The 26,604-nt window shown below is 62.1% G+C and carries 29 protein-coding genes; 1 reads left to right on the top strand and 28 read right to left on the bottom strand.

Translation table 11 applies throughout. The features are described from left to right. Positions 1 to 67: 67 nt before the first annotated feature. From H0241_RS16105 to H0241_RS16070, 8 genes are all read right to left on the bottom strand, one after another. Positions 68 to 1,405: a tyrosine-type recombinase/integrase gene (locus H0241_RS16105; protein WP_181058651.1), complete on the bottom strand. Its 1,338-nt coding sequence runs from the start codon at positions 1,403 to 1,405 to the stop codon at positions 68 to 70. A 324-nt stretch (positions 1,406 to 1,729) separates the two neighbouring features. Next, a complete protein-coding gene (locus tag H0241_RS16100) occupies positions 1,730 to 2,065 on the bottom strand; it encodes a hypothetical protein (protein WP_181058650.1) in 336 nt (111 codons plus the stop codon). 31 nt (positions 2,066 to 2,096) lie between these two features. Then, positions 2,097 to 2,975: an ATP-dependent DNA ligase gene (locus H0241_RS16095; protein ID WP_235984304.1), complete on the bottom strand. Its 879-nt coding sequence runs from the start codon at positions 2,973 to 2,975 to the stop codon at positions 2,097 to 2,099. Between the two features lie 233 nt (positions 2,976 to 3,208). Continuing rightward, positions 3,209 to 3,577: a hypothetical protein gene (locus H0241_RS16090; RefSeq protein WP_181058649.1), complete on the bottom strand. Its 369-nt coding sequence runs from the start codon at positions 3,575 to 3,577 to the stop codon at positions 3,209 to 3,211. A gap of 63 nt (positions 3,578 to 3,640) precedes the next feature. Beyond that, positions 3,641 to 3,904 (bottom strand): hypothetical protein, encoded by a 264-nt coding sequence (locus tag H0241_RS16085; RefSeq protein ID WP_328824702.1) that lies wholly within the window; start codon positions 3,902 to 3,904, stop codon positions 3,641 to 3,643. Further along, positions 3,882 to 4,337 (bottom strand): hypothetical protein, encoded by a 456-nt coding sequence (locus H0241_RS16080; protein ID WP_181058648.1) that lies wholly within the window; start codon positions 4,335 to 4,337, stop codon positions 3,882 to 3,884. Before H0241_RS16080 ends, H0241_RS16085 begins: the two co-directional genes overlap by 23 nt. A gap of 106 nt (positions 4,338 to 4,443) precedes the next feature. Then, a complete protein-coding gene (locus tag H0241_RS16075; protein WP_181058647.1) occupies positions 4,444 to 5,067 on the bottom strand; it encodes a lysozyme in 624 nt (207 codons plus the stop codon). Next, the gene (locus tag H0241_RS16070) at positions 5,054 to 5,308 is read right to left on the bottom strand and encodes a hypothetical protein (protein ID WP_181058646.1); all 255 of its coding nucleotides are present in this window, start codon (positions 5,306 to 5,308) and stop codon (positions 5,054 to 5,056) included. Before H0241_RS16070 ends, H0241_RS16075 begins: the two co-directional genes overlap by 14 nt. Before the next feature lie 303 nt (positions 5,309 to 5,611). On the opposite strand from H0241_RS16070, the gene H0241_RS16065 reads away from it, so the two are divergent. Beyond that, positions 5,612 to 5,821, top strand: a complete 210-nt coding sequence (locus H0241_RS16065; protein WP_181058645.1) for a Flp family type IVb pilin — start codon at positions 5,612 to 5,614, stop codon at positions 5,819 to 5,821. 91 nt (positions 5,822 to 5,912) lie between these two features. Here the strand turns inward: H0241_RS16065 and H0241_RS16060 are convergent, their stop codons facing one another. The 20 genes from H0241_RS16060 to H0241_RS15965 form a co-directional block, all read right to left on the bottom strand. Continuing rightward, positions 5,913 to 6,662 carry a LamG domain-containing protein gene (locus H0241_RS16060; protein ID WP_181058644.1) on the bottom strand — a complete coding sequence of 250 codons (750 nt, stop codon included), beginning with the start codon at positions 6,660 to 6,662 and terminating at the stop codon, positions 5,913 to 5,915. Further along, positions 6,655 to 8,508 (bottom strand): DUF2793 domain-containing protein, encoded by a 1,854-nt coding sequence (locus tag H0241_RS16055; protein ID WP_181058643.1) that lies wholly within the window; start codon positions 8,506 to 8,508, stop codon positions 6,655 to 6,657. The genes H0241_RS16060 and H0241_RS16055 overlap by 8 nt, the downstream gene beginning before the upstream one ends. Next, the gene (locus tag H0241_RS16050; protein WP_181058642.1) at positions 8,505 to 11,867 is read right to left on the bottom strand and encodes a GTA baseplate fiber-binding domain-containing protein; all 3,363 of its coding nucleotides are present in this window, start codon (positions 11,865 to 11,867) and stop codon (positions 8,505 to 8,507) included. The genes H0241_RS16055 and H0241_RS16050 overlap by 4 nt, the downstream gene beginning before the upstream one ends. Next, a complete protein-coding gene (locus H0241_RS16045) occupies positions 11,855 to 12,256 on the bottom strand; it encodes an NlpC/P60 family protein (RefSeq protein ID WP_181058641.1) in 402 nt (133 codons plus the stop codon). The genes H0241_RS16050 and H0241_RS16045 overlap by 13 nt, the downstream gene beginning before the upstream one ends. Continuing rightward, a complete protein-coding gene (locus tag H0241_RS16040; RefSeq protein WP_181058640.1) occupies positions 12,253 to 12,420 on the bottom strand; it encodes a hypothetical protein in 168 nt (55 codons plus the stop codon). Before H0241_RS16040 ends, H0241_RS16045 begins: the two co-directional genes overlap by 4 nt. Positions 12,421 to 12,423: 3 nt before the next feature. Continuing rightward, complete coding sequence (locus tag H0241_RS16035) at positions 12,424 to 13,494, bottom strand: baseplate hub domain-containing protein (protein ID WP_181058639.1); 1,071 nt, start codon at positions 13,492 to 13,494, stop codon at positions 12,424 to 12,426. After that, on the bottom strand, positions 13,494 to 14,144 hold the full coding sequence (locus tag H0241_RS16030; RefSeq protein ID WP_181058638.1) for a DUF2460 domain-containing protein: 651 nt from the start codon (positions 14,142 to 14,144) through the stop codon (positions 13,494 to 13,496). Before H0241_RS16030 ends, H0241_RS16035 begins: the two co-directional genes overlap by 1 nt. After that, positions 14,141 to 18,745, bottom strand: a complete 4,605-nt coding sequence (locus H0241_RS16025) for a phage tail length tape measure family protein (protein WP_181058637.1) — start codon at positions 18,743 to 18,745, stop codon at positions 14,141 to 14,143. Before H0241_RS16025 ends, H0241_RS16030 begins: the two co-directional genes overlap by 4 nt. Continuing rightward, positions 18,742 to 18,930, bottom strand: a complete 189-nt coding sequence (locus tag H0241_RS16020) for a hypothetical protein (RefSeq protein ID WP_181058636.1) — start codon at positions 18,928 to 18,930, stop codon at positions 18,742 to 18,744. Before H0241_RS16020 ends, H0241_RS16025 begins: the two co-directional genes overlap by 4 nt. 164 nt (positions 18,931 to 19,094) lie before the next feature. Continuing rightward, positions 19,095 to 19,532: a hypothetical protein gene (locus H0241_RS16015; protein ID WP_181058635.1), complete on the bottom strand. Its 438-nt coding sequence runs from the start codon at positions 19,530 to 19,532 to the stop codon at positions 19,095 to 19,097. A 91-nt stretch (positions 19,533 to 19,623) separates the two neighbouring features. Next, complete coding sequence (locus H0241_RS16010) at positions 19,624 to 21,093, bottom strand: phage tail tube protein (RefSeq protein ID WP_181058634.1); 1,470 nt, start codon at positions 21,091 to 21,093, stop codon at positions 19,624 to 19,626. Positions 21,094 to 21,147: 54 nt separating this feature from the next. Beyond that, positions 21,148 to 22,095 (bottom strand): hypothetical protein, encoded by a 948-nt coding sequence (locus H0241_RS16005; protein ID WP_181058633.1) that lies wholly within the window; start codon positions 22,093 to 22,095, stop codon positions 21,148 to 21,150. 79 nt (positions 22,096 to 22,174) lie between these two features. After that, positions 22,175 to 22,354: a hypothetical protein gene (locus H0241_RS16000; protein WP_181058632.1), complete on the bottom strand. Its 180-nt coding sequence runs from the start codon at positions 22,352 to 22,354 to the stop codon at positions 22,175 to 22,177. After that, positions 22,351 to 22,788, bottom strand: a complete 438-nt coding sequence (locus H0241_RS15995) for a phage tail terminator-like protein (protein ID WP_181058631.1) — start codon at positions 22,786 to 22,788, stop codon at positions 22,351 to 22,353. Before H0241_RS15995 ends, H0241_RS16000 begins: the two co-directional genes overlap by 4 nt. After that, a complete protein-coding gene (locus H0241_RS15990) occupies positions 22,788 to 23,408 on the bottom strand; it encodes a hypothetical protein (protein WP_181058630.1) in 621 nt (206 codons plus the stop codon). The genes H0241_RS15995 and H0241_RS15990 overlap by 1 nt, the downstream gene beginning before the upstream one ends. Then, a complete protein-coding gene (locus tag H0241_RS15985) occupies positions 23,408 to 23,761 on the bottom strand; it encodes a hypothetical protein (protein WP_181058629.1) in 354 nt (117 codons plus the stop codon). The genes H0241_RS15990 and H0241_RS15985 overlap by 1 nt, the downstream gene beginning before the upstream one ends. Beyond that, positions 23,758 to 24,162: a hypothetical protein gene (locus H0241_RS15980; RefSeq protein ID WP_210284947.1), complete on the bottom strand. Its 405-nt coding sequence runs from the start codon at positions 24,160 to 24,162 to the stop codon at positions 23,758 to 23,760. Before H0241_RS15980 ends, H0241_RS15985 begins: the two co-directional genes overlap by 4 nt. Continuing rightward, on the bottom strand, positions 24,162 to 24,812 hold the full coding sequence (locus H0241_RS15975) for a hypothetical protein (RefSeq protein WP_181058627.1): 651 nt from the start codon (positions 24,810 to 24,812) through the stop codon (positions 24,162 to 24,164). The genes H0241_RS15980 and H0241_RS15975 overlap by 1 nt, the downstream gene beginning before the upstream one ends. Positions 24,813 to 24,815: 3 nt before the next feature. Beyond that, positions 24,816 to 25,166 carry a hypothetical protein gene (locus H0241_RS15970; RefSeq protein ID WP_181058626.1) on the bottom strand — a complete coding sequence of 117 codons (351 nt, stop codon included), beginning with the start codon at positions 25,164 to 25,166 and terminating at the stop codon, positions 24,816 to 24,818. 18 nt (positions 25,167 to 25,184) lie between these two features. Continuing rightward, the gene (locus H0241_RS15965) at positions 25,185 to 26,567 is read right to left on the bottom strand and encodes a class I SAM-dependent methyltransferase (RefSeq protein ID WP_181058625.1); all 1,383 of its coding nucleotides are present in this window, start codon (positions 26,565 to 26,567) and stop codon (positions 25,185 to 25,187) included. Positions 26,568 to 26,604 lie beyond the last annotated feature (37 nt).

The raw sequence follows: 26,604 nt of genomic DNA, 5'->3' as shown, positions 1-26,604 counted from the left end.
AGCTTAGCCAGGCGCCATCGAGCGGCATGGGCTTGGTGAACCACCCGCTACCCTCCGGGTCTACCACTTAGTCCTCAGTTCCGGCGTCTTCCGACATCAGCATGGGTTTTGGGAGCTGGGAGATTCGCCTCGGCGCTTGGTGAACCGTGGATGTTGGGCTCAAAGTGAATTCTCGCGACGGTGTGTGGACGGCGGATTCGCCTCGTCTCCCGATTGGGATCACGCGCTGGTTTTTGCTCTCGAGCTCGTCCAGATAATCGGCCCACCATTGCATCATCTTGATGCGCTCTTCCCAGTGCTCTGCCCGGGCGTAGGCGCGACGAACGTCGTTGTTCTCAATATGGGCCAGCTGCCGCTCTATGGCGTCGGGATGCCATTTTCCGCATTCGTTTAGCAGAGTTGATGCCGTTGCTCGAAAACCGTGTGCGGTAGCTTCTTCCTTGCCATACCCCATACGGCGAAGGGCAGCGTTAAGCGTGTTGTCGGAAATCGGACGCGAGCCCGATCGAACGCTAGGAAACAACAGCGCTTCACCACCAGAGATTTCTCTAAGTGAGGTCAGGACCCCGACAGCCTGCCTGGAGAGAGGTACGCGGTGGGGCCGCCTCATCTTCATGCGCCCTTCAGGGATGCTCCACACCGAGCTTTCGAAATCGAACTCGTCCCATCCGGCCGCGCGGAGCTCGCCGGGGCGGGGAAACAGCAGGGCCATCAGCTTCAGGGCGGCTCGGGTTGTAGGCTGTCCGTCAAATGCATTGATCGCCCTCAACAAGCCTCCTAGGGCCCTAGGATCGGTCACCGCGGCACGCGGCGTCACCGTCGGACCGATAAGTGCGCCCCTCAGGGCGATCGTAGGATCTACATTGGCGCGTGCGGTTGCGATTGCATATCGAAACACGCTGCCGATGGTGGAGCGCAGTCGCCTGGCCGACTCGTATCGACCGCGAACTTCCACGGTGCGGAGAGCGGCAAGAATTGTGGCCGGATCGATCTCCCGAACGCTTTTGTCCCCAAACGTTGGATAGGCAAAATCGAGCAACCATTTGACCTTGGTGATGGTCCGGTCGGCACGTCCCTCCTTCTTCAGCTTGTCGACATAGTCCTCCGCGATTAACCGAAAGGTGTCCTCTGCCGAAGCCTTTTGCAACTTACGCTCTTGTGCGGAGTCGATGCCACGTAGGAGGAGACGTTTGGCGGTATCGCGCGCCTCGCGTGCCTCAGCGAGGGAGACGAGCGGATAGCTGCCCAACGCCAGAAGCTTCTGCTTGCCGCCAAAACGATAGGCGAGGCGCCATAGGCGAGATCCAGTAGGCTGCACCCAAAGCTGGAGCCCGCCACCGTCAGTCAATTTCACGAGCTTGGAAGCGGGTCGGGCATTTCGGCATTTCACGTCGGAAAGGGCCATTTTCGAGACCTCCATTTGACTGCATCGATACCATCAGGATCTCCAATACCAGCGAAAATACCAGCCCTCCGCCTCGTTGGACCAACTACGCCCAAATTCCACGAAACCCGACTAACCGCGCCTTGTGTGCCAAAATCTCCAAGGATTTCAGGCAGTTGCCGAGACAAAAGCGTATATGCTTCGGCAAAAGAGACTGTCGGGAGAAGAGGGGATGGTGCCCAGAGGCGGGGCACCTGAAATGCACAAAATCAATACGTTACGGATTTTCTGGACAGTCGGGCGTTCCGCATAATCATTGAGCTTTTCGCGAAAGTGTCCAGACCACTATTCAGGGCGAGCCCTTATCGACTTCTCGCGCAGCAGCTGCCGCTCTCGTGGCCATTCGGAATGTTGAGCGGTCAAAGGATGGCAGGTCAGTCCGATGCGCTTGTCTGGCCTTCCTGCTTCCCTGCATCGCGGGCAATAGAAGAATCGGCCGATGTCCTGCACCAGGCACGAATGCTCGAAGCCTATGCGATGCCCGAGCGCTACCATGTTGAGCCTGGCGGTGTGGTGGCAGCCATTGTTCAGGCAGTGGATCTCGTGCTCCTCGCCCATGGCGAGCGACTTGCCGATCGTGTCGATCGCGAGCGGGTAGGAGATCTCGGGCAGCTTGAACATCGAACCGAGATAGGATCGGTGTCCTACGGCGTCAATCCTGCACTTGGAAGTCCTGCACCGAGGCATGACGCAGTTTCGGCTCGCCGCGCAGGTGGCGGACCCGGGCCTTGATACCTGGCTTCACCCATTCGACGCCGCCATCGGCCGCCGCGGTGGGGATACCGGCCGGCTGAGCGGTGCGATCGCGCTCTATCCGCTGCCATAGCCGCTCCTTGATGGCGCGAGTGGTCGCGATCACGGCCTTGCCGACATACTTGCCGTCCCGGGCGAACAGACCCTCGGTCTGCTTGCCGGACTGGCGTTTCACACCGATGAGGTCGAGGTCGTCGACATCCCAGCACTTGGTTTTTACCCAGGCATCGGATTCGCCGCTGCGGTAGGGGCTCCCCCGGCGCTTCGACACCATGCCTTCGAGGTTCATCTCGTCGACCGCGGCGAGGAATTCGGCGCCGCCGCCTTCGACATGCTGGCTGTACTGGATGATGCCGTCGGCCGGCTTGACGAGATCCCAGAGGACCGCCTTGCGCTCGATCGCCGGCAACCCGCGCAGGTCCTGGCCGTCCTTGTGCAGGATGTCGAAGGCGACGAAGGCGAGCAATTCGGCATTCCAGGTCATGCGGGAATGCATCTGATGGAAGTTCGGCCGGCCATCTGGCTCGGGCGCTATCATCTCGCCATCGATTATGAAGGAATTCGCCGGCAGCTTTTCCGCGGCGTTGACGACAGGCCAGAATCGCTTCGACCAATCATGCCCGTTCTTTGTGAAGGTCCGGGCGCCGGCCCAGTCGAGGATGAGCTGGACGCGAAACCCGTCATATTTGATTTCATGCAGCCAATCATCGCTGACCGGCGGTTCCAGCACCAGGCGTGGCTCCTGCGGCTTGATGAACTTCAGCCGGTCAGCACTCATGCACGCGTACTCCGAGACAGCGATTCAATCAGTTTTCGCTAAAATAGTTCCAAAAACGCAAAAAAGGCCCGCCGGCGCGAAGCCAGCGGGCCTATAGGTAGGGAATCGTCTCGCTGCGGGGAAACGCAGCAGGCAACGCCCGTAGAGTGGGCTCCGCGGTGTGACCTGCCGATTAACCGGAACGGTCCAGTTTTAATGATCCCTCCGAGGGCTGTGGATAACCTTCGGCGCGGTCAGCCAGCCGATCGAGACCGCCGTGGTTTTGCGACAGGCTGCGCCTCCAGCATCGAACCGACGATATTGTCCATCCGCTGGTTCATCAGATCCTGGCGTTCGCTGAGACCCTTGATGCCGGTCATGATCTCATCGCGTGTTTCGCGCATCCCCTGTTTGGTGATGTAGGTCTCGGCGACGTGCAGTTTGTGCTCGGCGAGCTGGACCTGCGTTAGGCTAGCGATCGCTGCTGCAGCGTTGACCTGACCGCTGGCCTCCTGCTTCGCGGCCGTCACTGCCGTCGCCATTTCGGCCTTCGCGGCGGCGATGGCGCGTTCGATCCGCCACCAGGCACCGAATAGGGCGCCACAGATAAACAGGATGAACACGACGTTGCCGGTCGTGATCGGATCCGCTGATGTCATGCACTTGCCCCTTTTGAGATGCCGTTGTCATGGCGTTGCCTGCCCCGCGAGCCCTGCGGCGACGTTGTCGTAGTTTGCGGCGCAGCGATCCGTCCTGGCATTGGCCCGGTTGGTGACCTTGCGTTCCGCCTTGAGCACCACGATCGCCTCAGCGCCGACGGGATCGGGCGCGTGGGCTTCGTGAGTTCGACAGTCATCAGGCAGCGGCGGCAGGTGGACGCCGGCTTCGATCTTGCCTTTGTCGACCGAGGCGGCGTGCAGCCACTTCTCAAGGCTGGCGCACGAAGTCACGGTCAGACTGATTGAGGCGATAAGAGCGGCCCTGAGCAGCGATCTGGGCTTCATATTCGGCGTTCCTTCTGGCGGTCTCTTCGTCTTCGGCGCGGTTTTTTGCCTGTGCTTCAGCGAGCATCTCGGCGTACAGAGCGGCCGCCTTGCGGCCCGCGGCGAGCTGGCGTTCGATCTCGGCGTTCTTGGCCTCGGCGGCATCGAGCCTGGCCTGACTGACGAAGCCGACAAGCGCGGCCTCCCGCTCGCGATCGACGCGGCCGTCGACCAGCCCTGCCACCATGGGGCCAACCCATGGGATGTCGCGAACCGGGCCGATCGGGACACCTTCATAGAAAAGGACGATGCCGCCGGCGACGACGAGCGGCAGGCCGAAACGTGAGGTCGCGAAGTCGGCGATGGGGCCGACATAGGGGATTGCGGAAAGCATGCTCATTTCAGCACCCAGATCAGCAGCGCGGCCGCCGCGATGATGGCGTACGGCGCAGCGCGGCGGATGGCTTGGCTGATCCGATCGGCAATGTAACCAGAAAGCCCGTCCATCAGTTCAGCCCCGAAACGCAAAGCTCGGCCTCCCCGAGGCGCTGCGCGTCGCCCATCTCGCGGCGCTTCACCAGCCCGGGCAGAACAGCGCCGCCGGCCTTGTTCCATGCGGTCTGAGCCTCGCAGGCCTGTCGATATTGATGTGCGGTGACAAATCTGGCGGTGCGCGACTTCTTCTGGCCGGGCGCACCGAAATTGTAGGCACCGGAAATCATCGACGCCTGCACCGAGTCAGGCGCGATGACATAGTCCTTCACGCCATCGACTAGCGGCAGGTAGAAATCGTTGATAACGCGGCGGACGAGCTTTTCCTTGCACTCCGGCAGCGTGGCGCGCATGCCCTGGTAGACGCCAAGCGTCTCGCCATAGCAGATCGTCCAGACGCCGACCGAATCGCGATAGGCGACCAGCCGCAGGCCCTCCCAGGGGATGATCAGCCTGTCGATCGCCAGTTGCACCGCCGGCGGCGTGATGCCTTCGTCGATCGCCTGGTGGATGGCGGCCGGCGTGATGGTCGGATGGGTCGAGATCCACGCACCCCAGGCGCCGGAAATGGCGGCGACCATGACGGCAACGATGGCTGCCCGGCCGCGCGCCGTTGCCCTAATCTTATTGATCGGCATCGGGGTCTCCTGAGATATTCTTCTGGCGAGTGACGCGCAGCAGCGGCACGATGGCCGCCGCTATTCCCGCTGCGGCCGTCAGCACTCCGTTGAGGATGATGAGTTGCCGCGACGGGTTCGGCTGCGAGATGGTGTAGAAATAGACGCTTGTCGCCGCCCCGCTGAGGATGGCGGCCAGCACGCCGGCCCAGACGGCCCAGCTCCGCAACAGGACAGACTTCCAGTTGTCGACGAGACGCATGGTCGTTCCTTTCCATGATCGGGAGTTGGGATTAGCGCCCGCTAAATAACGGGATATATCTGGGACTTAGGCACGGGCATTGGACGCATCACGACTACGCCCTATGGTTAAGCCGCCGATTTGTTGTGATTTCGCAGAGGCTTAGCTGTAGAGACCAAGCAATACGAAGCAACCAAGAGTTAATTGTTTGTTAAGCGACAGTTGACTTGTCCCGGTTTTCCGGAAGAGATTGCTTTCGGGACGGGGGGATGAGCACCTATAGGGGCACCTCTGTCCGGGAAAATGGGTAAACAGGGGTTCCAAATGACAAAGATTCTCAAGCAGTTTCGCGACGACGAATCCGGCGCCGCGATGGTTGAATACTCGATCCTCGTCGGCATCATTGCCGGCGCGGCGATCCTGGCGATCCTCGCCATCGGCGGCTGGGTGACCGGACGCTTCACCGGCCTCTGCGGCAAGCTCGATGGCAAGGCTGGCGGCACCTGCGTTGCTGCGACGGGCGCCGGCACTTGACATAAAAGTTCGCACGCCCCCGTCATTGAACCCGATGGGACGTGTAGCAGGAGGGTCGGCGTTCGTCGCGCCGGCCCTCTTTCTTGTTTGATTAGGATCTCGGGAAGGCGGCCGTTGGAACGGTGATTGAGCCGTCCGTATCGTAGCGGCAGGCACCTTTGGTGATGCGGATCTCGTCCATCCATCCGTCAAGATTCGCAGTCGCGAAATTGCGCCCGATGTCGAATGTACCTGTCGAATTGAATATCGCGCTGTTGGCCGGCGTCGCACTGTCGTCGAGCGTGCCGTTGCGCCAAATGCGGATCTTGCCGGACGCGTTCTTAGACACGGCGATGAAATGCCATGTGTCAATGGCAAGGTTTGCGGTGCCTGTTCCAATGGTTGTCGGGGACGATCCATCGCTTGTGTATCGAAACTGGACCGACCCGTTCCCGCCTGACCATGTGGAATTTATATCCCACGACCAATTTCCAGATGATGGTGCCTGCCCCATGACGCGCTGGTTGCCGACGTTCCCGTGAGGCCTAATCCAGAATTCGATGGTGAACAGATCAGAGTTGGCGTCCGACAAATCCCAGTCGGCGCTATCGGGGATTGTAAGATAATCGCCAGTACCGTCAAAGAGGCAGGATGAACTGCCAAACTTGAACTGCGCCGTGTCGATCTGCGCATTGCCGTTGAAGGTCACAGCATGAGGTGACGGTGCCTCGTCGGTGGTGGTCGTGGAGCCGTCGGTGCCCTCGAAGCCGAGCAGCAGTTTGACATTGGCGAAAAAGGGATCAGAGCCGCCACCTGCCGCGCGCCTGTTCCCGAAGCCTATAAGATTGTTGACCTTAAGCATCGTTGGCGGCGCTCAGCGTAAAGAGCAATTTGCACCCATGCAGGCGAGCATCGATTGCCATGGTGTCGGAGCCGTTGGCGGGGTCGCGGTGGATTCTGAATTGAACCAAGTCGCTAGTCGCAGGCGTGCCCGCAATCGTGATCGCGCTGCTTTCGGAACTCACATAAAGGTCGTTTGTAGTTCCACCCGTATCGGTGACCACGCCAGCTGTCCCAAATGCCACGTCGAGCGTGTCGTCATCGGAAACAGCCACAGCGTCCAGACCCCACGCCACGCCAAAGTTAGTCGTTGTGGCGGCATGCGACCAATAAGCAACGAAGGTTACTGTGCCGTTGTCCCACCCCTTGGGCATGGCGATGTCGAACTGCGCAAATTCCTGCGTTGAAGTATCGAAATCGAGGGTCGACACCATGTTCTTGTTAGTCGACATTTCGGCCGTGCCGGACGCTGCGCCATTGGTCGTGCGCGCTGTCATCGCGGTTGCCGGAACCCAAACAGTGTGCTTGCCAATGGCCTGGTAGGCGGTGGCAATCTGCACGTCATCGGTATTGACGGTAATGCCGGTTCCCGCGCCTACTGCAAACGTCCGGTTGGCGGCCAATGTGCCGCCGCCAGTCAAACCGGCACCAGCAATCATGTCCGTGCTAGTCGACGCGCCGGAACCTGACGGAACCGCCCATGTGCCGTCAGCTTTCAGGTACTTTTGCGCAGCAGCATCGCCAGAGGCGGGTGCGGGGGCAAGCCCCTTAGTTCCGCCAGAACCACTATCGCCAACCATAGCGTTTAGAATTGCCGTGGCTTGCGTGGCTGTAAGGTCTTCCGGGTCACCCGTGCCGGCGGTGGTGCGCCCCTTAATGGTAGCGGTCGCCATATTGGCGGCCTTGGCGTTGGTGACAACATCGTTGTCGATCGTCCAGACCGTGCCGGTGCTCGATACGGTGATATCGCCCTTGTCGCCATCGCTGACGCTGCCGACGACGAGTTGGCTAAACGCTATTGCCGCGGTGTTGAGCGTGCCGCCTGCGTTCGACGTGCATAGCCAGAGCGTGTCTGCACCAGCGGTGCCTTCCTCGACCGCGATCAGCGTGCCGGGATGTTCGTCATAGGTGTCGAACTCGGAGGAACGCGCCGGAGAGACGCCAACGACATAGATACCGTTTTCTGCCGGTGCCGACTGATCCTTGACCAGAACTAGGTCGCCGGTGGCAAGCGTGACGCCATCAAGGCTGTCGCCGTTGTTCAGCGCCGTCGAGATGGTGATGTTGGCGGTGCTGGCGACGCGGACACGGCCGCGCTTGCCGAGGTTGATGGCGAGACCATCGATGTAGGTTCTTGTCGCCTTCTCGGTGGCGAGATTGGCGTCGGAATTGGCGGCGAAGGTACCATCGGTCGAGATCGCGACACCGCTGTCCTGGACAACCTTGCCGCTGGTGCCGCTGAACGTCGCGATGTTGCCGCTGACCGAGCTGCCTGGTCCGGTGACGTCACCGACGCCCCCGCTCGATGAGACCAGCACCCAGGTGCCGCCGACGTCATAGTAGTAGAAAGCATCCTCGTCGGCGGCATAGGCCTGCATGCCGGCCAGCGGCGGAAGAAACAGCCAGGCAGCGTTGTAATAGACCGCGATCGCCTCGTTGTGTCCGGTGAAGGCGCCGCTGCCTGCGGTGCCGACCACATAGATGTCACCCTCGGCCGGAGATCCTGGCGGTGCGTTGTCAAGGACTGAGACGGCGCCGAACAGGCAAGCTCCGGCCTCCAGCTTGGCGATCGCCTCGTTGATGGTGACGGAACGATCGACCTGGCTCGCGCCGATCTCGGTGATGCCGAGCCGATTGGAAACCGTCATGCCGCTTCTCGCAGTTCGATGCCGTCGCCATAGATCGCGGAGACCTGGGCGACGCCAAATTCAAGGGATGTCTGTGGTGAGCCGAAATCGGAGGTCTGATCGGCGGCGGTGTATGTGTAGGCGCCGGTGGTGGCATCGTAGCTGTTCACCAGGACGCCCATGCCGTCATAGATGTTCACGACATAAGCTTCCGTGGTTTCGCTCATCGGCGGATCTTCGGGCCCGCTTTCCGGCCATGCTTGGCCGATGCGGTCACGACGGCGCCAGGTCAGGATCCAGTCGCCGGTTCCGGCGTCGAGCACGGCGCTGGCCAGTTGCGGCGACCAGGGCCGCAGACCTTTGCCGTAGTTGGTGAAGGTGACGGCGCCGGTGGAATCGAACACGGTCGAGGTTGGCACCGCGACGTAGACGCGTGACAGCGTGCGATCGCCTTCGAGGCTTCTCGTCATCGCCTGATCGTCGAGGTGATAGACCGTGGCACCAGCGGTATGCCCAACCATCGCGAACTCGGTGCCCTTCAGGCCTCTAAGCAGGGTCGACAGCGTCCAGGTGCCATTCATGTTGTCGACCACGGAGGCTGCCCGGATGTACTCCCAGTCGCCGAGGCTGGCGTTGAACACGGCGAAGCCATTGGTGGTCTCGCTGCCGAGGAGAACTTCCTCGCTGACGCTGTCCGGCGCGGTGCCAATCGGCACCGCGATATTGAACACCGTCGCGCGATCCCATGCACCGGGATGCGGCCGGTCCGGTAGTGCATCGAGCGCGATGCCGCGAATCATGCCGTTTTCGAAGCCGGCCCATGGCGCATAGGTGGTGCCGCCATCCTCTGAGCGATAGATCGAGGCGGACCGGAACGATCCATCCGAGATGACGGCAACACCGGCGTAGAAGCCATCATTGTCGTCGGCGCTGCGCAGCAGGTGGCCATCGATTAGCACCGGCGTCGCATCGGCGGGGCCAAGCAGACTGTCAATGATATAGGGTGTCGGCTGCCCGACGGCTTCCGAGCTGAAACTGTCACCGCGCTTGCGGAACTCCACCTCGATGACGGTGTCACCCGACATCTTGGTCAGCACCGCCTTGGCGGTCCGTTCCTCATCGAGCGGCAAGGTGACGACGAGACCAGGATGAAGATCCATGTGCTTGGGCGGAAGCGTCGTCTTGTAGATGGTGGCGGCATCGGTCAGCGAATTGTACATGACGTCGGCCACCTTGGCGGCGTCGTCGTCAGTCAGTACCTGAGCGGTGGAAAACTCCAGCGTGCGCTTGCGCCGCACCTTGATCGGCGCCCCGGTCTCGTCGGCCTGCGATGGCTCATCGCTGAATTTCTGATCCTCATCGGTGGTGCCCGCCTGGGCGCCGATGCGATACACGGCGTCGTAGCTCGGATAGGTGATGATCACCTGCTCCGGCATATCCAGTGCTGAAGGGTATTCCTCGATGATCGAGATCGGATCTGGTTCCGCATTTAGAGCGACCCCGACCTCATCAATCGACAGCGTCCGGAAAGAAGCGGTCTCGCGCGGGAAGAAGGTCTGCACGCCGTCGATCTGGGCGAAATCGATGAAATTGACCCTGGTGATGTCCTCGATGACGCCGCGCGGCGGTGTCCCTGCACGATCGCCATAGCCGTACATCATCGCCGTGACGGCAGAGACATCGGCGGTGACCCCGGCAAATCTGCATTCCGCTGCGATTGCGTCGGCGACAGGGATCGGTTCGATGGCGGCGCGCGGCAGATACCAGAGGCGCAACGTGATGCCAGCGAGACCGTCAGCAACGAACATGACCTGCCAGCGTTCATTGAAGCCGGCATAGTAATAGTCGGTAGCCGTTTTGTTGTCCCATGCCGTGGTGCTGGCGACGATGTGCTGGGCTTCGGAAAGATCGGAGACGCGGTAGATGAAGACGTCATTCTTGCCGCTGTCCGACTGTTGCTTTATCGCGATCTGGTCTGAGCTGACCTTCATGCGTTTCGACAGCATCGGATCGGAGTACGAAAGACTCAGGCTATTCACCTTCGAGCGCAGCAGCGATACCAGATCGGGCGTGTAGACGTAGACGCTGCCGTTGAAGTCTTCGATAATGACGGAATCACTTTCTTCATCGTAGAAGCATGCTCGCGCATTGGCAGAGAGCGCTGACAAAGTGACAGTAGAAAGCACCGGCGCGGCGGTGTCCCAATCGATCACCGTTATAATTTTGGAGCCGCCGGTAAATACCCAGTCGTCAACCGCGTAGAGGCGAGAAGGTGAGGCACTCAGCGTCCTGGTCGAGCGGGCGCCGGCAAGCGGCTGTTGCCAGACCGCGGAATAGCCCAGGCCTGCGTTCGACAGGCAGCTGATAGTATTGAATGCCTGGTTGTAGACGAACAGATAGTTGACGCCACCGAAGCTGATGTCGTCCATGCAGCAATTGGTATCTGGAGATGATGGCCCGACCCCAGCGATGTCAGCCTCAAAGGCGCCTGTCGCGGCATCGAATATGCGGACACCCGAGAAATTGAGATAACTCACCACCACCTTGTTGAGGTCGGTGATGTGAACGCAAAACGCGTCGTGCGGCAGCGTGTTGGTGGCGATGGGTGTCGCCGCCGGTAGCTTTTCGATGTAGAGCGTGGTGCCCGCCGCGTTCGCGTAGTATTCGCCTGAGCAGTCCGTGTTCCATGGATTGTTGCCAGCACCTGTCGGCGTCACGCTCGCCGTCGCCATATTCTGCGACTTCGTGATCTCGGCCTCGATGTTCGGCACACGGATGCCGAACTCATCAAGCGGCAGGTTCTTGATGACTGCGTAGACGATGCCGGGCCATGCCGGCACCTGGCCGGCGCCACGGTCGGCCTCGATATCGGGATCGGGCTCCTGCGTGTCGGTGCCGAGATAGAGAGTGATCGAAGCACCCTTGGCGACACCGATACCCTTGCCTCCATGGGCGATCGCATCCTGCAGCGCCTCGAATGAGACGTTGAAGATCAGCTTGTCATCGGCCCAGATGCGGGTGATGCCGCTGGCCGGACCATTCCACGCAAGGGCGACGGCGAAGGTAGCGGTATAGCTGTACGTGGTGACCTCGGGGCCAAGCGCTTTGCCCTGCCGTTCCTTCTTGACGTGCTCGTCGACCTTGTCGCCCTTGAGCCAGATCACAGCGCCGGCGGTTCGGATGGCGCCGTGCCAGCGGGTGAGCTGCTCGCCGTACCGCGAGGTCTGCGCCTTGAGGCTTTCCGCCCGTGGCCCCTTGATCTTCTGCGGGAAGAAATAGGCGATCGCCAGGTTGATGCCGACGCCGACTGCGGTCGACACGATCGAGCCGAGCAGGCCGCCGCCCACCGCGGCGCCGGCGAGTGGAGCTATGAAGGCCATTTGGGCCTCCACAGCATCAGCGGCGGGAAGTGCAGCCCGATCTCGACGACCTTGGAGCCGGGACCAAGTGCCTGGATGACCCGCTTCGGCCGCAGTTCGTCGACCTCGGTGACGATCGCCATGTGCAGCGTCTGTGTCGTCTTGAACAGCACGATGTCGCCGATCTCTGGGGCGCCGACACGGTCGCAGAACTGCTCGAGGTATCGGCGCGCCTGCCGATAGTCCTGCAGCCGGCCGTAATCGGCCGCCAGCGGGGCGTCGATGCCCGTGGCGCGCATCGCCAGCACGATGAGACCGACGCAGTCGACACCACGCTCCGTGCGGCCCTGGTGAACCCAGGAGACGTCAAGGAAGCCGCGAGCGGCGGCGACGAATTCGGCAGCGCTCATCGAATTTCGGTTTTCACCGGGGCCGTGTTGTCGGCGATCGTGCGCAGGCAGAGCAGCGCTTCGACCAGCAGACTGAAAGCGATCGCCTTTGCCTTTGCTTCATCCTGGCCCTCGATGCATTCCGTGAGCTCGCTGGCGGCTTGCAAGATTTCGTTGCGTGTCATGGGTCAGCCCTTCGGTGCGGTCGCGGTGACGTTTTCACCGGCGAGGAAATCGAAGCCGCGGTAGCGCAGCGTGCCGGTCCGCGAGTTGTTCTTGTTGTCGTGCTTGGTGATGCAGTCCTCGACGCGCCGGTGCCGGCAACCGACGAGCGCTTCGAAGGTGTCGCCGATGGCGATATCGTCATAGGCTCCGAGATGCAGGATCAGCGTTCCAGTGCCATTATCGGAGCGGACTCGGCGGGTATCGCCGGCGTTGTCGCCGGTCAGGAAGGTGATGAAGCCTTCGCCGAAATAGTCGGCCACCACCGAGATGCCCGTAGAGGTGAACGTCCTGCGATCGGTGACCGCGCTGACGGTCCCGATGATCCGGCGGGCTCGAACTGCTTTCCATGTCACGGTGCCGTCAACCACGGTGTTGCCGAGAACTGTCGGCCAAACCGGCTCGGTGAGACCGCTGGTGCCGGCGACGGTCGCTCTAAACCAAAGGATACCGGCGCTGCCGGTCAGCCGTTTTACGATGCCACGCAGCGCGTAATCGGTCTCCGCCGCCCAGGCATTGGTGCGCGTCGGGATCCCGCAATCGAGGTCGCCGTAGTTGTTCGGGCAATTCGCGCCCAGCGTAAGCCCGACCGGCTGCTCAAAGCGTTTCTCCGTGCCCATCATCTCGATGCGCGACACCAGCCCCTTGATGTCGGATTGCCCGAAATCATAGGTGCAATAGAGCCACGGGTTCGCGAGATCTGTCGGGAGCACGTAGCCGATGATCGCCATCGCGTTGTCGAGGCGGCCGCGGCGGACGTCGCTGGCAGTCAGAGAGGCACCGCCGAGAATGATCATGAGCTCGCGGTCATCGATCGGCGCGTTGATCTGGGCGGAGAAAGCGGAGAGCTGCTGGAAATCGACGGGCGAGAAGGTCTCGACGCCTTCACCATCGAGATCGGTGTCGAGCGGTTCATCCCATTCAGTTAGGCCAATCCTGGTGCCGTTGGCGAGGATGATCAGCACGATTACTGGCAGCGCGAAGGCTTCCGAGTTGATCGCGGCAAGCACGACCGCCGGCGTCGTCCTGCCGACCATCAGCGCACCTCGACGAGCGGGATCGAGGGGACGGAACCGACACGGAAGAATTCCATCACGTGACCGAGGTCGTTTGTGTCGAAGCGGACCTTTTCATTGAACCTGCCGCCCCATGTAACGGCTTTCAGGTTCGCCGGCTCATGGCCGGCTATGAACGTGAGGGCACCAGTCTCATAGTTGACGACATAGTCGACGGCTTCAGTCTTCAGGACGCCGTCTACCGCGACAAGCACCGTGCCTGACACAGGCAGGTAGATGGACCGGTCGATCGCGATGATGGAGGCATCAACCTTGGTGACCTTGTATTGCTTCTTCAATTGGAAGGCGAGATTGACGCCATCACCGACACCGACGGTGGCGTCCAGCGCCGTCGGCGTGCCGGACGGCTTGCAGGTCCTGTGATCGATGAGGTTCTGGATGGCGAAGGAATGCTCCGGTCCATTCATCACCTCGAAAAACGACAGGATGTCGTAGACGTCGTCGACGGTGCGGATGTTCTTGCCGATGTTGCAACGACGCAGCCTGCGCGAACGCCTCGATCGGCGCTGCTCGAAACCAGTCGGCCCCCTGGCGAAGTCGACCAGGCTGACCGGAGCGAACTCACTGCCTTGCGAGATCGAGCCCGGCAGAACGGCATTGTAGAACGTCATGCCGTCCTCTGCAGCTTCTCAAGGGCGCGCGCGCTCTTCGTCGCGATCTGGTTCTGGCTGGCGGGCGTCGCCGGGTTCTCACGGAAGATGAAGTTGACGGTTTGATGGATGTTCTGCGAGGGACGGCTGTCATTGGCGGCCGGGGCGCCGCCTTGGTTCCCCGCCATCTGCATCGAACGCGGATTGCTGCGGATGACGTCGCCGGCGCGCAGCTTGCGCAGTTCCGGACCGCGCTCGCCGACCCATGACCAGCCGGCTGGAGCGTTCTCGGTTCCGTCGGCGAAAAGGCCTAGTCCCAGCGCGCCGGACGCAAAGTCAGCCTGCACTCCAGGTGAGAATGAGCCAATACCGCCGCCACCGCCACCGAACAATCCGCCTAGCCAGCCAAACAGACCGCCACCTCCACCGCCGGGAGCCGCTGGCGCGGACGGGAACTGGCTCAGCGCGCTGCTGAAGGTGCCGAGGCCCTTGGTGGCGTCGTTCGCGGCGCCCCCGATCGAACTCAGCAAGGACGTCGTGCCGCTGCCAAGGCTGCCAATCGAGCTCGTCGTATGATCGGTAACGCCGCCCAGCTTCGACAGCGCGGCGTTGAACTTGTCGACATACTGCGATCCGGTGGTTCCCAGGATATCGCTGGCACCACCATTCTTTGCCAGCGGCCCACCGGTGAACCATGCCGAGGCGGCATCGTTCGAATTGCCGTATTTCGACAGCAGCTTTCCGAACTGCTGTTCAAACACTGCATCCTGTGCTGACGGATTGCCGAGAAACGCTTTAGGCGACATCGGCGATCCGAAGGCTTCGGTCGACCAGGACGGAAGATTGCTCTTCATCACCTGATAGGCGCCGAGTGCCTGGTTGCCGTTCTTGAGCATCGGGCCAAGCGCGGAATAGCCGCCGCTGCCGGCGCTCTCGATCATCTTGATGGCGCTGGCGTAGGACGACATGCTACCGGTCAGGCCGCCGCCGCCGGAGAAGCCACCGGACGGTGAGAAAATGCCACCGAGACCGCCGCCGCCGAAAGCCTGATCAATCCTGCTCTGGATGAGATCCTGTGCGGATCCGCCGGTGCCAAACGCCTGGTCGATGCGCGTCTGGATATAGTTCTGGTTCGCCGCCCCGGGACGGCCAAGCACGTCCATCAAATCCGAGTCGGCTTGGAACGGTGTCCCCGACTGACCATCCAGAAGCGAGCCGATGGCGCCGAGCCCACCGACCGGCGATCCATTGATGAAGACGCTGGCGGCTTGCACCTGCATGCTGCCGACCGATTGGCCGCCGGCGCCACCGAACAGCTTGCCGAGGAAGGATGAGGCGCCGCCGGCCGATTGCGACTGCGACTCGCTGTTGCCGGAAAGCAGATCGCCGAGCAGCCCGCCGCCTGCGGACTGTCCGCCGAACAGCGAATTGAAGATGCCGTCGAGGCCTCTGTCGATCAGCTTGTCAGCGAGCTTGGAAAGCGCATTGATGCCCGCGTCCTTGAAGCTCTCCCACAGAGATTTGCCTTCCTTGAGGCCCTGCGCCATGTCGGTGAAGAAGCCCTTGAAATTGTCCTTCGCCTCCGACAGCGCCATATTGTAGCGCATCATGCCGGCTTCCACCGAGTTGAGGTCGACCGGCAGGCCGGCGCTCTGCAGCCTGGAGGCGATCTGCTGATCCTGCTCGTTGCGCAGGATCTGTGAGCGCTCGAACAGGAGATCGGTCTGCAACGATGCCTTGGCCATCGCCTCGGCTTGGTCCGACAATGCAGCCGTGTTGGCGCGGATCTGGTTGGCTTCCTCGCCATAGAGCGGGATGCCAAGCTTGCGGATATCCTGCTCCGCTTTCAGGGCTGCCGCGGCGCGCTGACGCGCCAGTGTGTTCTCTCCAATGGTGGAGACCTCGGCGCGCTGTGTCTCGAGGTCGATCTCCTGAACGTGGATGGTGTCGCGGGCCTCTTGCAAAGCCTTTAGCTTGCCATATTCAGCGGCCTTGGCCCTGATGCGCGCGATTTCGGCTTCATCGACCTTGGTGTTGCTCTGCGCTGCGGCCTCACGCACCTCCTGTTCGAGTTGGAAGGCGAGACGCAGCCCTTCAGTTGCAGCCGTGGTCTTGCCGATGAGTTCGACGTCGAGCTTGGCCGAATCGAGCGTCTGTTCCAGTGAGCGGCGGCGCTGATCCTGCGCTTCGGTCAGCTGGTGCAGCGCCTCTTTGTAGGCCATCGCTCCAGCGCTGGCGATTTTAAACTGGCGGACGTCGGCGCTTTCGCCTTCCGCGCTCGGCTTGGCCGCCTCGGAAGCCATGGCAGCTTGCCGGCGCTCTTCCGGCGATTTGGCCCCGATACCGGCAAAAGCGGCGCTTTGCTGGCGCTCAAGCCAGGTCAATTGCGCGTCGTTCTGGTCGCGATAGTCCTGCCCTAGTCGCGCGTCGGCGAGGCTCGGAGCACGGGCGTTGATCCTTGCCAACGCGTCGGCACCTTCCTTGAAGGCCGCTGCCGCCTCATGCCCGGCCTTTGCGATATTGAGTATCTTGTCGCCGGTTTCCTGCAGGGCGGGATTCTGCGCAGTGATGTCACGCACGCCCTTGGCGAGTTCGTCATAATCGAAGTTCTTTGAGAACGCGCTGATGGGATCATTGAACGCGGAATACTGTGAGCGAGCCTGATAAAACCCGGCCTTATGGTAGCCAGGCACGACGAAGCGCGCGAGATCATCAAGGACGTCGATGTCTTCGGACCGTGCCGCCGTGCCAAGATCGGTTTGGCCTTTCCGGGCTGCCGCCCCTGCATAGATACCGCGTGATTTGTTGTAATTGTCGGCGCTTACCTTGGCCAAATCATAGGCGCTTGCGACCTCAAGGATGTCCTGTTTCTGGTCCTTCAGAGCATCGTTGAGCGATTTCGCCCTATCCCTTGTCAGGAGGTAAAAAGCACCGGCGGCCACGGCGGCGACGCCGAAGCCTGTTGCAATCAGTCCAACAGTACCGAGGGTGCCGACGAGCGCCGTTCCCGCCGCAGCCGCACTGCCCTTTATCGCACTGAGCGAGCCCGCGATGCCACCTTCGCCCATCTGCAGGGTCTGCAGGATCTGGCCACCCTGAGAGGCGGCGATCTGCCCCACCGGGGCGCCGAGCAACGCCATGGTGACGACGTCGTTTGCCTGATAGCCGAGGCCCTGGACCTGAAAGCTGGAAAGCCTGTTGCCGGCGCCGTTCTGATTGGCGGCGACACGGCTGCGCGCCAGGGTCTGCGCCGCCACCAACTCTTCGGCCGATATCGCCCCCTTGGCCGCCAGCGCCGAATACTCCGACAACTCGTCGTTGAGGCGGTTCTGTGCGGCGGCGGCGGGGTCCAGTTCGGCACGCAGCGCAGCGACACGCGACGCCATCTGATCGGATTCGCGGCCGGCGTCCTCGAAAACGGAGGCCGATGCCCGGGCAGAACCGCCACTGGAGCCAATGCCGAACGAGGCGTTGAGATCGCTCTGGAATGTCGAGCCGATCTGTTCGGCCTTTAGCTTGGCGATGGTATCGAGGCGGTCCATTTCGGCTGTGAAGACCGAGGCGGCATCGCGAGCCGATTTCGCGATGCCAGCCACTAGGCTGCTATCCAACTCGGTTCCAAAGGCCTGCCCTGCTTGTTGCGCCTTGAGACTTGCGATTTCTTCAATCTGAGCGAAATCCGCAGAAAAGACGGCCGCCGCGTCACGAGCGGATTTCGCCGTACCGGCCACAAGAGAGTTTTCAAGGTTGGTGGCGAACGCTTGGCCGGCCTGCTGCGCCTTCTGGCGAGAAACCTCTTCCATTTGGGCGAAGTCGGCTTCGAAGACCGATGCGGAGGCTCGCGCACCAGAGGTCGGTGCGGCCACACCGAGCACAGAATTGAAGCTGCCCTGATTGGCTGCCGCGACCTGCCGGCTGTTCTCGGCGGCCTGATCGGCGCGGGCGGCGGCAATAAACTGTTTGTGGGCGGTTGCGGCGGTGGCTGCTGCGGCAGCGGTCTGATCGTATTTGAGCACAAGATTATCGAGGGCGCTTGCATACCCGCCGGTGATCTGCGCGCCGCTCCGTTCGAGTTCGGCCAGTTCGGCCAGTTCGGAACTCATCCGCTGACCAGATGCATAAGTCTGGTCATATTTCTGCCGGATGGTCTCGAGGCGCTCCGCCTGCGCCGCCGCGGTCGCCGCCGCTTGCGCCAGGGAGACGGCTTGCCCATCGATTTGAGCATTCGCCATGCCGACCGCCGCCGCCAGTTGGGTCTGACCTTTCGCAGCCAGTTCCGAAGCATCGGCACTCAGACCGAGCTTCTGGTTCATGCCGACAAGAATGCGGGTCGCGCCTTCCATGTCGGTTTTGCCGCTGTCGATCTGCCGACCAAGTTGGCGCAGACCCTGCTCGAATCGCTCTTGGTTCTTGAAGCCATCGATGTACTGGCGCGACAGCTTGGCAAGGCTGTCGCCGGCCGAGCTAATCTTAGTGTCGGCTTGGCTGAACGCGGCAGCTGTCGCCTGAGACGAGGCAATCATCGCCTTGTCCGATGCAACCTTCTGTGCGGCGCCGGCGGCGTACCGTGATGCATCGAAATCGGCGCCGACGCGGAGGCTGGATAGCGCGATGTCGCTCATGGTGCAGCCTCCTTTCGTTTTTCAGCGAGATAGATCAGCCATTCGTCGTCGATGGCGGAGACAAAGGCGACGAAGCGATCAAAGGCTTCGCCCTCGATGCTGTAGCGGCGGCCGTAGGCGTCATAGGCGAGGAAGTGGATCGGGGTTTCGCCGCCGCCTTCGGTGTAGTGACGGTCGTAGCGCAAGGTCTGCCAAGCGCGACGATAGAAGTCGTGCCAGCGCTCATACCTGGCTTCGTCCGGCCTAGTCGGAAGCGATTCCTCTGGTACCTCGTCCGGGTACTCCCGGTTTAGGTCAGCCAGCCATTCGTGATGGCCTCTCCGCTCCAGGTCGTAGCGGAAGGCCGCCTTCAGTTTCCCGAGGCGGTTTCCTCAAACTCGACCTTGCGCTTGCCGACGAGACCGGCGCACCAACGCACCATATTGCGGACAACGCGATGTTCCTCCGCCATGAGAACGGAGCCGACAATTTCAGGGGAATACGGGATGTCGAGACCACGCCAGCCGAGCAAGAGATGTTCCATGGCGAGCTTGCCCTCCGCTTTTGCTTGAGCTTCGGCCGGGATGGTGCCGCTCGGGAAGGCCTGCCGCAACTTCTCCAGCTCCTGCTGATAGGCGGCGGCATAAGGCGGATAGTTGGTCGATCGCGTGAGAAATGCGAGGCCGGGCAGCGGGATTTGCTCATGCGGCTTTTCGGGGTTGAGCCCCGGCCACTCCTTCGGCTCGATCCAATCGCCTTCCCGTTCCTTCACGAGGTCGGCAGCAAGGCTGCCCAGCTTGATGGTCATGTCGGCTATCCTTTGTCGGAAGGGTGGCGACGGGCCCGACAGCCCGCCGCCTTCTGCGCAGAACCGGTCCCGCTGTCGGGCGGGGTCTGGATTAGACTTCGAAATATTCCAGGCGATCCAGCAGGGCGTGCGCGTTCGTGAGCGTGTCGAGTGACGCCATGCCGGTCAGCGGCAGCTTGGTGTCGGTGTTCTTCGCCGTCGCGTTGGTCTGTCCATCGGTGTAGGTCAGACGGGGTACCGCCCAGATCATCGCCTGGCTGTTTTTCGCGATGCGCAGGTTGATGTTTGTTGCCGTACCGGCGAACAGCTTGGCCATCAGAGCGTTGGACCCGAAGTAGGTCCCCATCGCTGCGGTGACGTCGAACGATCCCTTGCCGATGTCCTCGGCGCCGACGAGACCGTCGGAGCGGATACCGCCGATCATGCGCAGGTTGTTTTTGATGGTGAGTGTCACCGATTCGATGAAGTTGGGGCCACCGACAATGGTGCCATTCTCCGCGATGCGGCCGACATTGACCGCGGCCGCCATGATGGCATTCGTGGTGGCGGCGTCAGGCGAGGCGTCCAGGGAGGTGGTATCCTGCGTGCCCGTCAGACCAGCGAAGGTCAGCGTCCAGGTCGCGATCTGCTCTTTGACGAAGTTGAAGACGCCCTGGTCGACGGTCATGCCGCGCTGCGCGATGTACGTCGGCACGCCCTGATCCATGAAGCCACGCTCGATGGTCTGGCTGATCGTGAGGAGGCCGTTCTTCAGCGTGTCGCCGAAGAACACCTTCAGCGTCTTGCCGGTGCCGGCATCCGTGGTCCAGCCGGTGGGCAGGTTGTCGAGCGTCAGCTTGGCTGCCGCAATCGCGATGACGCGCGCCCAGCCATTGCAGGCTGCTGTGGCAAGCCTGTCGCCGCTGGCGGTGCCTCCGATCTTGATCCACTGGCCGACGGTGAGGCCGAGTGTGGTGAAGTCGAGCAACGTCGAGGTGATGCCATCGGCGACGGCGACAAGATCACCCGAGGCACCTTGGAAGCCGACGACCTTGATGCGCGCCGCGGCCGCGGGGGCGGCTTCAGTTACGAAGCCGGCGCCGAGGAACACCGGTGACGTCGCATGGCCGGTCGTGCACTTGAAGATGCCATTGTTGGCCCCCGTGGCGAACCCGGAGAACTGGGCGATCTGGCCGGCAACAAAGGCGGCGCCAGTCAGGCAGGTGACCACGTCGGTCGTGCCTGTCATCGCCGTGATGACGCTGTCGGCGACGCCGTCGTTATCACGATAGGGCGTGTTCACCCAGGTGTTGGCAAACAGCGATTCAAGCCAGTCCGAGAACGGGGAACCATGAGGCGGCCAGGAGAGCTCGCCGTTGATCGGCCCATCATTCATCTCGTTGACCTTGATGGGGTCCGAATTCATGCGGTCGTCGCGGATCTCTTCCGAGCTGACGAATACCGGCGCAAAACGAAGGGTTTCGCCCTTCAGGCGCGCCTTGCGCATCCGGGGTGTAACCGGCGTGGTGCCGAGGGTGACCTCTCGGACGTGGGACAAGCGCAACCTGTTGGAATCGCTCAAAGGAGCCTCCTATCAAAGCGGGCTTTCGGCCCCGGGGTTGAGTGTTGGATGGGACTATAGATGCGTCCAGCGGCGGCCCGATTTGATGCCGCTGATGTGCGATGCATCGACATTGAACCGCCGCGCAATGAGCGAGGCCTTCATTCCTGATGCGAGAAGCGCTCTGATCTCGCCGATGTCTGCTGCAGTCAGTTTCACGGCGTGCGCTTCCGCCGTTTTCTTCCGGTAGGCCGGCGTACGCCAAAGGCGGCGCTTGCCTACACTCTGTTTGCGACGCCACTCATCGCCCTTGCCCGCGTTCTGAGCGGCGATGATGTCGTCGCGTTTTTCTGCCCATTGCCGTGCTGATTGCGCGCCAACTCGGCTTCGTGACGCGTCCGTCTGCGCGGCGGCACGCCGCCCCGCATTGCCGTGAGACCGCTTCTCAGGATCGATGAGCGCGGCGATTGATCGCGCCTTGCCTTCTTCCGTCATCCCGGCGATTCGTCGTTGGTCGGCCCACGCCTTCCATTCGGGGTCGGCTTCCTTGATCGCCCGCGCCTTGCGAAGAGCGTCCTTGGTCTCAGCTGACATCGGGCGGCCACGATTCGGACTATCTGGTCCAGAAAAGAACTGTCGGACGCGCTCCCGCTGCTCCAAGCTCTGCCTATGCCCAGGCACACCTTCGCCGCCGATGGTCCGATTGCAGAGATCGGCGCCGACGAAGCGCCAATATCCGATCCAGAACTGCTCGGCCTCGACCCAGCATTCGCCGGCCTGGACGATTTCAAGCTCGAAGATTTCCGGGGCGCGACCAGCCAGCAACAGCCCGGCGATCCAGGCGAGGCAATGTCGCTTGTTCTTGGTTCGCTTCGCCGCGCAGATGTGGTCGACCAAACGTTGAGGCAGACGCTTGACCGTCTTGCCTACATACCGAAGTTCATTTGTCAGCGGATCGACCAGCCCATAGATGGTTGTGGGCTTGTCAACGATGCCAGTCGCGGCCACTCTGGGCTCAGCCATTCTCGCTCCTAACAGCGGGCTTTGGTCAGGGCCGACGCGGTGTTACCAGCACCAAATCGGCCCGCTCAAATTACTCCTTTTATTCAGCAGCGCGAGCGGAATCGGCCTTGGATTTGGACGGCTTCGGCGGCGCCTCGAGGAAGCCCTGCGAGGTCAGACCTTCGAGGGTGTGCGGCGACAGATCGGTGTCGGCCGGGACGTCGGCGCCGGCGGCGAACCGCTGCACGCGCGTGGTGAACGGCTTCAAAACCTTGGTCATTGGTCGCGTCTCCAATTTACGGTTGCGGTCATGCGGAAATAATTTCCATCGTTCTTGCCGGGCTCGCCGGCGCCGATCGAGGCCTCGCGGAACGTCAAGGTGCCGACATCGAGACCTTGGAACAGGCCCACAAGCTGCGTCGCATATTTCCGGGCAAGCCCTGTCCCGATGCCGTTCCTGGTCATGACATTCAGGTAGAGCTGGCCCCATTCACGGAAGAGGTTGCCGGTGCGGGGTTCGGCGCCGATCGATTCCTGATCGTAGGTATCGCCGAAGATCTCGGCGAAGACGAAATGCGCAGGATCGTCGGGCAGATCGAATGACATATTCTCATAGACGAGCGGCGTGGCTTCGAGCGACGCCGCCGCACACGCGATCGGCCACTGCGCGTTGAGATACTGCTCGATGGTGTCGTAGGTGATGAAGCTGGACATCAGAGCGCGTTGATCACAAGTGCGGGATAGGTCAGCGGCGAGCCGGCTGCGCGCCGCCGGGTGGTACGCTTGAGGTGGTATGGCGCCAGCGGGTTGATGCCGCCCGGCACATCCACGAACTTCATCTCGAACTGGAAAACGCTTCCGAAACGTCTGTTGAGTGCAGCCTTGGAGAGATCGAAATGGCGCGCACCATATCCGTTGTAGCCGGTCTCGATCTTGCGTGTGGATGGATAGGCGTTGAAAATGGTGATCTCGGCATCCGGTCGGATCCGCGAGAAATCGGTGACGACGACACGGCCGGCCACAACCACCACGAAGGATCTCGCATATCGTCCTGATCTTCGCGGCGCACGGCGCTCGAGCTCGGCCAGTGCGGCGTTGATAACAAGCGGCCAGTTCGAAAACACGTACAGGATCGAGCCAGGCGCAACGACGGCCTCCTCGGCGAGGCCAGGGACGCCGTTGACATAACGGTCGTATTGCGGCGACGCCCCGGCGGCGATCGCCTTGGCGAGCTCAGACCGCGCATACTTTGCCAGCGCTGCGTTGATCGCGGCGGGCTCCATGCCGGCTGTCGCCAGCTTGAGATCGCGTTCGAAGGTGTCGAAGCGCGCCATCAGCCGCCAACCACCAGCTCGACGCGGACGAGCGTGTTCTGCACCCTGATATGTTTCGGGAACTCGACGTTCCTAACCTTGCCGTCTTGCACGATCTTGTCGTTCTTTCGGATCGGCAGCTGGAACTGCGCCCGGTTGATATCGGTCGGGCTCAAAACGACGCGCGACCAGGTCTGATCGATGTTGCCGACGAGTTCCTCCGGCTTCAGTGGCCGGATCGAGGCGCGGACGTCGCAATCGAACGGGATCTGGATTGCGCCCGGGCCCAGTGTCAGTCTGCGCAACACCGCATCCTCGCCGGCGTCGAGCAGCGCGGCGTCGAGGTCGGCTATCAGTTCGGCTGGCGTCGTCACCGCGCGTGGATCCTCGCGGAGAGCAGCGTGTTGCCGGCATAGGTGCCGGTCGACACCAGCTTCAGGCGGAAGCGGTCACCAAGCACAATACCGGTGGCGACGGTGTCATCGGCAAGGGCGCCATCGGTGGGCGTCTGCTCGACACCATCCGGCTTTAGCCGACGCGCGCGCGTCTTGCTCGCGGTGGCGCCGGCCATGCACCAGAGATCGAACCAGGTGGTGCCCTGATCGAGGGTGGACTGCACAAAGGCCTTGATGGTGGTGCCGCCGCTGCCGTAGGCGAACCGCAGCTGAACGTCGATCTCTGAGACGCCGGCGAGGCCGGTGATCGGTTCGCTGGTGAACGTATCGGCCGCGGTGACGCCGATATCGCCGAGGCTGTAGATGCCGGGGTTGTCCATCATGCCACCGTGGGGTTGTAGAAACGGGTGAGTTTGCCGGCAACGATCTCAGGTACAGCGCTTTCGGTGGCCTGGCCCGGGATTGCGCCAACCCAGAAGTCGCGTTCGACGCGCCGGACGTCTGGGATGTCGATGACCTCGGATTTCAAGGAGGGGTCGCGACCTCTTTCAGCCAGGGTCAGGCGCATGAAATCCATCGCGGCTTCCGCAAGATCTCCGGGGACCTCGGCGAAGCCGGCCTTGTAGACCGCGACGATCTTGGTTGCGCACCACCGGATCGGCCGATCGTTCACCAGCCGCGCGACAAGGCCTGATTCCGGATCGACGACAAAATCGTCTTCGACCGCCAAGGTCTCGCCATCCTGGATAAGGCTGGTGATCTCGATATTGAAGTGCCGCGCCAACAGCAGGTCCTGCACATCGACGCCGCGGAAGGTTTCCGTCAGGGTTTCCTGCCTCAGCGTCGGTTCGGCACCGGCGCCAACGGCGACATCGCACTCCGTCATGATTGCTGCGCTGTTTCTGAGATCCAGCGCGGCGAGCTTCGTGTCCTGGCTGCCGTCTTCCACGCCGGCGGCCTCGCGGCGCTCCGCCACGGTCAGCAGCGAGCGGTCGGTCGCCGCCACCGTGACAACCAGGATCGAATGCATCGATTATGCCTGGGCGGCGATACGGGCGTCGGCGATCTTGCCGAGGACGGCGTCACGGCTGTCCGCGGCGTCGACGGTGATCTTCTCCGCCTTGATAATCCCAGCGAGCTCGTCATCGGAAAGCGCGCCGAGATCGGCAATCATTGCCTCGCGCGCCTCGTCGGCGCTCGGCTTCGTTTTCTTACCTTTCTTTCCGCTGGCGATCGCCTCGACGTAGCCGGCTTTCGCCAGGCTTTCGAACATCTCTTCCGGGATCTCGTCGTCGGTGCCCTTGATGATTTCGCGGCCGTGCACGTTGCCCTCTTGGGCGACACGCACGGAAATGAGGACGGAAACTGCCTTCATTGCGGACATCGGACTTCCTTCCATGGTTCAGCTCTTCACGAGCGGATTGGGGTGTTTCGCATGATCGTAGCGGGCCTCGATCTCGTCCGCGGTGGGCAGCGCTTCGCGCGGCGTCATCGTCACCTTGATAGGTTCGTCACCTCCGCCGTCGAAGCTGAGCGTCAAGGTGTCGTAGCCATAGATGCGCTCCTCGATCGGCGCCGCGGCATCCATCAGGGATGTGTTGCTCGGAAAACCGATCTCGATTGCTCGAGCCTTGGCGATGCCGAGATGGAACTCGACGCAGCCGCGGCCCTTCTCAGCGTCATGGGCCTTGGCATAGGTGAAGTCGCAGCCGAACAGGCTGATCTGCTTCACGCCGATGTGCACCGCGTAGGCGACCGCATAGGCCGCCGTCGAATTAAAGTAGGCGATCCCGCAGGAATTGATGACCGCCTCGAGCGGGAACGCCACGGTGCCCGGGTAGTCGGGATGTGGCCGGCTCGTATAGATCGGGCCGGGATGCCGGCGCATCCAGTCCAGCATGCGGGCAATGTTGCTTTCCGGGCGAGCCGCGGCGCGGATCTCCTGGATGCGGACGTCGTCCATATGGAAGACGCGATCGCACTGGACGACACCGGCGACGGCATTGATGCCCCAGACCTCGTCGCAAAACGCGTGACGGCCGCCCAGCCGCTTCGCCATATCGACATAGCCCTCGAGCGAGGGCCCCAGCCCAAGAATGAGGACGTGGTCGGGCACGGGTCCGGCGTGTTCTGCCGTGGCGGCCGCCGCCTTTGGGGCGATACTCTTGCGCTTCCCTTCGCGGGCCGCGGTGACAACAATAGTGCGGCCTTCGATGTCGGGTTCAACCTCCGATTCCGGGCCGGCCTGGCCGAACCAGCCGGTGATGCGCCAGCCCGCGCTTTCGAGCAGCTCGGCGAATTCCGCCCGGGTGTAGTGGCGATGATGATGCAGGATCCTGCCACGATGTGGGAACACCGCCTCATTGGGCACGCTGGCGATCAGTTTTGGCGCCACGGCATGAAGCGCCTTCAGCATCGGTAGCGGATCGGCGAGATGCTCGATGGTCTCGAAGCAGACCGCGGCTGCAAAGGCGTTGTCGGTATAACCGGCCACATCCATGACGTCGGCGGCGAGCAGCGCGACCTTCCCGCGACGGAAATGGGCCTTACCATAGTCGATGGCGGCTTGGCTGCGATCGATGCCGACGACCGAATGGCCGGCATCAGCCAGGATCGCGCAGCCGTAGCCGACTCCGCAGGCGAGATCGACGATGCTGCCGCGCTTGCTGACCTGCTTCGCCGCGAATTCGTAGCGCGCCACATGGTCTCGCCGGATGCCTTCGAGCGTCGATGCGACCTGGCGCTCACCGTTGGCGAGTTCGACCGGGGCGGTATGGATGTTCATTGTCGGATTTCCTGTTGTCGGACAGGGAAGCGCGCGC

It is taken from the genome of Mesorhizobium neociceri (assembly GCF_013520985.1).
GTDB lineage: Bacteria > Pseudomonadota > Alphaproteobacteria > Rhizobiales > Rhizobiaceae > Mesorhizobium > Mesorhizobium neociceri.
This window is presented reverse-complemented; position numbering and strand designations above follow the sequence as displayed.

Excerpts from the sequence above, each read along its gene's own strand:
- H0241_RS16015 (WP_181058635.1), bottom strand. The coding sequence starts at position 19,532 with ATGACCATCAAGCTGGGCAGCCTTGCTGCCGACCTCGTGAAGGAACGG.
- H0241_RS15990 (WP_181058630.1), bottom strand. The coding sequence starts at position 23,408 with ATGGCGCGCTTCGACACCTTCGAACGCGATCTCAAGCTGGCGACAGCC.
- H0241_RS16025 (WP_181058637.1), bottom strand. The coding sequence starts at position 18,745 with ATGAGCGACATCGCGCTATCCAGCCTCCGCGTCGGCGCCGATTTCGAT.
- H0241_RS16095 (WP_235984304.1), bottom strand. The coding sequence starts at position 2,975 with ATGAGTGCTGACCGGCTGAAGTTCATCAAGCCGCAGGAGCCACGCCTG.
- H0241_RS15965 (WP_181058625.1), bottom strand. The coding sequence starts at position 26,567 with ATGAACATCCATACCGCCCCGGTCGAACTCGCCAACGGTGAGCGCCAG.
- H0241_RS16005 (WP_181058633.1), bottom strand. The coding sequence starts at position 22,095 with ATGGCTGAGCCCAGAGTGGCCGCGACTGGCATCGTTGACAAGCCCACA.
- H0241_RS16040 (WP_181058640.1), bottom strand. The coding sequence starts at position 12,420 with ATGACACGCAACGAAATCTTGCAAGCCGCCAGCGAGCTCACGGAATGC.
- H0241_RS16070 (WP_181058646.1), bottom strand. The coding sequence starts at position 5,308 with ATGCGTCTCGTCGACAACTGGAAGTCTGTCCTGTTGCGGAGCTGGGCC.
- H0241_RS16030 (WP_181058638.1), bottom strand. The coding sequence starts at position 14,144 with ATGACGTTCTACAATGCCGTTCTGCCGGGCTCGATCTCGCAAGGCAGT.
- H0241_RS16055 (WP_181058643.1), bottom strand. The coding sequence starts at position 8,508 with ATGACGGTTTCCAATCGGCTCGGCATCACCGAGATCGGCGCGAGCCAG.
- H0241_RS15975 (WP_181058627.1), bottom strand. The coding sequence starts at position 24,812 with ATGCATTCGATCCTGGTTGTCACGGTGGCGGCGACCGACCGCTCGCTG.
- H0241_RS16065 (WP_181058645.1), top strand. The coding sequence starts at position 5,612 with ATGACAAAGATTCTCAAGCAGTTTCGCGACGACGAATCCGGCGCCGCG.
- H0241_RS16035 (WP_181058639.1), bottom strand. The coding sequence starts at position 13,494 with ATGGTCGGCAGGACGACGCCGGCGGTCGTGCTTGCCGCGATCAACTCG.
- H0241_RS16105 (WP_181058651.1), bottom strand. The coding sequence starts at position 1,405 with ATGGCCCTTTCCGACGTGAAATGCCGAAATGCCCGACCCGCTTCCAAG.
- H0241_RS15970 (WP_181058626.1), bottom strand. The coding sequence starts at position 25,166 with ATGTCCGCAATGAAGGCAGTTTCCGTCCTCATTTCCGTGCGTGTCGCC.
- H0241_RS15980 (WP_210284947.1), bottom strand. The coding sequence starts at position 24,162 with ATGGACAACCCCGGCATCTACAGCCTCGGCGATATCGGCGTCACCGCG.
- H0241_RS16000 (WP_181058632.1), bottom strand. The coding sequence starts at position 22,354 with ATGACCAAGGTTTTGAAGCCGTTCACCACGCGCGTGCAGCGGTTCGCC.
- H0241_RS16100 (WP_181058650.1), bottom strand. The coding sequence starts at position 2,065 with ATGTTCAAGCTGCCCGAGATCTCCTACCCGCTCGCGATCGACACGATC.
- H0241_RS16050 (WP_181058642.1), bottom strand. The coding sequence starts at position 11,867 with ATGGCCTTCATAGCTCCACTCGCCGGCGCCGCGGTGGGCGGCGGCCTG.
- H0241_RS15995 (WP_181058631.1), bottom strand. The coding sequence starts at position 22,788 with ATGTCCAGCTTCATCACCTACGACACCATCGAGCAGTATCTCAACGCG.
- H0241_RS16080 (WP_181058648.1), bottom strand. The coding sequence starts at position 4,337 with ATGAGCATGCTTTCCGCAATCCCCTATGTCGGCCCCATCGCCGACTTC.
- H0241_RS16045 (WP_181058641.1), bottom strand. The coding sequence starts at position 12,256 with ATGAGCGCTGCCGAATTCGTCGCCGCCGCTCGCGGCTTCCTTGACGTC.
- H0241_RS16060 (WP_181058644.1), bottom strand. The coding sequence starts at position 6,662 with ATGCTTAAGGTCAACAATCTTATAGGCTTCGGGAACAGGCGCGCGGCA.
- H0241_RS16075 (WP_181058647.1), bottom strand. The coding sequence starts at position 5,067 with ATGCCGATCAATAAGATTAGGGCAACGGCGCGCGGCCGGGCAGCCATC.